We start from the raw sequence: 1,595 nt of genomic DNA, 5'->3' as shown, positions 1-1,595 counted from the left end.
ACGCCGAAAGGGCTTGGCCCGCAACAGGTTTTCGCGGCCGATCCATCGAAAGGTTCGGGTGCCAAATTCTCGAGCCCTCAGCGACTCACGATGAAATTAGGCTAGCCTAGCCTTTTCTGAGGAACCGGACGCCCTGGCCACGATCACCGGCACCCGCACCGAGTGCAGCACCGCGTTGCTCACCGAGCCCAGCAGCGTGCCCGCCAAACCGCCCCGGCCGTGACTGCCCACGACGACGAGTTGCGCCGAATTGGCCTTGTCGGCGAGCTCATGCGCCGGCTGGTCACGCAGGACCAGTCGCCGCACGGTGACGTCGGGGTAACGTTCCTGCCAGCCGGCAAGCCGCTCGGCGAGACTGCGCTCCGCCTCCCCCAGCAGTTCGGGCAGACCGGATTCTCCCAGATAGCCGACCCCAAGGTCGCTCCATGCGTGCAAGGCCACCAAGCCGACCCCGCGGCGCGACGCCTCGTCGAACGCGATCTCGGTCGCCAGTTCGGAAGCCGGCGATCCGTCGATTCCCACCAGCACAGGTAAGTCAGGGCGCGGTGTTTCGCCGTCGTGGATCACGGCGACCGGGCAATGGGCCTGCCGCACCACCGCCGAACTGACCGAACCGATCACGCCGCGGGCGATCAGCCCACGCCCGGAGCTGCCCACCACGACCATCTGGGCCTGGGTGGAAATCTCGATCAGGGCCGACGCCGGGGTCGCGAACACCAGTTCCCTGCCGATGGGGACGTTGCGGTCCGCGGGCATCGCGTCTTCGGCGATCTTGACCGCGTGCATGATCGCCTTCTTGCCGTCGTCTTCCAGCCGCACCGCCAGGGAATCCGGGTAGGGCATCGGCGGCCAGGTCGCGGTCGGGGTGACCACCGCATGGACGACCGTCAGTGGGATATTCCTCATTGCCGCGTCACGGGCTGCCCAGGCGACGGCGACATTGGACGCCGCCGAACCGTCTGTCGCCACCACCACGCCGGGCTGTGTGGGTGCTGTCATTTCATGCTCCCTCCTTCGAGCAAGACATTATCGGCGTCGGGGTCACCGGTCGTGAGGCTTTAGTCCCCAACCGGCGGTCCGGAGGGCTTCGGCGGCACAAGCTTCACCGGGCGGTAACTCTCCCGTCACCGGATGGACGCGCTGCCGGGTGAATCCCGTTTCGCCAGAGAGGTGTTCGGCACGCGGGCGTAGCGTACGCAAGACATGCGACCTCAGTCAGGGCGTGGACGGCTGAGTCACGAAGTCGATGAGTTCTTCGACCCGGCCGATCAGCGCGGGTTCGAGGTCGTTCCAGTCGCGCACCCGGGAGCGGATGTGCTGCCAGGCGCTGGCGATGTCGGCTTGGGCGGCGTGCGGCAGTCCCAGGGCTTTGCAGGCGCCGTGTTTCCATTCCACCTGCCGCGGCACCTGCGGCCAGGCTTTCAGGCCGAGTCGCTGCGGCTTGACGGCCTGCCAGATGTCGACGTACGGGTGACCGACGACCAGCGTGTCGTGGCCCCCCGGTCCGCGCCGCACCGCGTCGGCGATGCGCGCCTCCTTCGATCCGGTGACGAGGTGGTCGACGAGCACACCGAGCCGGCGCCCCGGCCCGGGAC

At 68.0% G+C, this 1,595-nt stretch carries 2 protein-coding genes; both read right to left on the bottom strand.

Features of this window, described 5'->3' with window-relative positions; translation table 11 throughout:
• Nucleotides 1-96 precede the first annotated feature (96 nt).
• Entirely contained in the window at nt 97-999 is a 903-nt protein-coding gene (locus tag AC2VOK_RS20780; RefSeq protein ID WP_428902129.1) for a universal stress protein, read from the bottom strand.
• Nucleotides 1,000-1,215: 216 nt separating this feature from the next.
• Nucleotides 1,216-1,595 (bottom strand): DUF3097 family protein (locus tag AC2VOK_RS20775; RefSeq protein ID WP_428902128.1); only part of this gene is annotated, 380 nt, incomplete at its 5' end.

This window comes from Mycobacterium sp. TH-M116 (genome assembly GCF_057473685.1).
The sequence above is the reverse complement of the archived record's forward strand: the minus strand, read 5'-3'. Positions and strand labels throughout refer to the sequence as shown.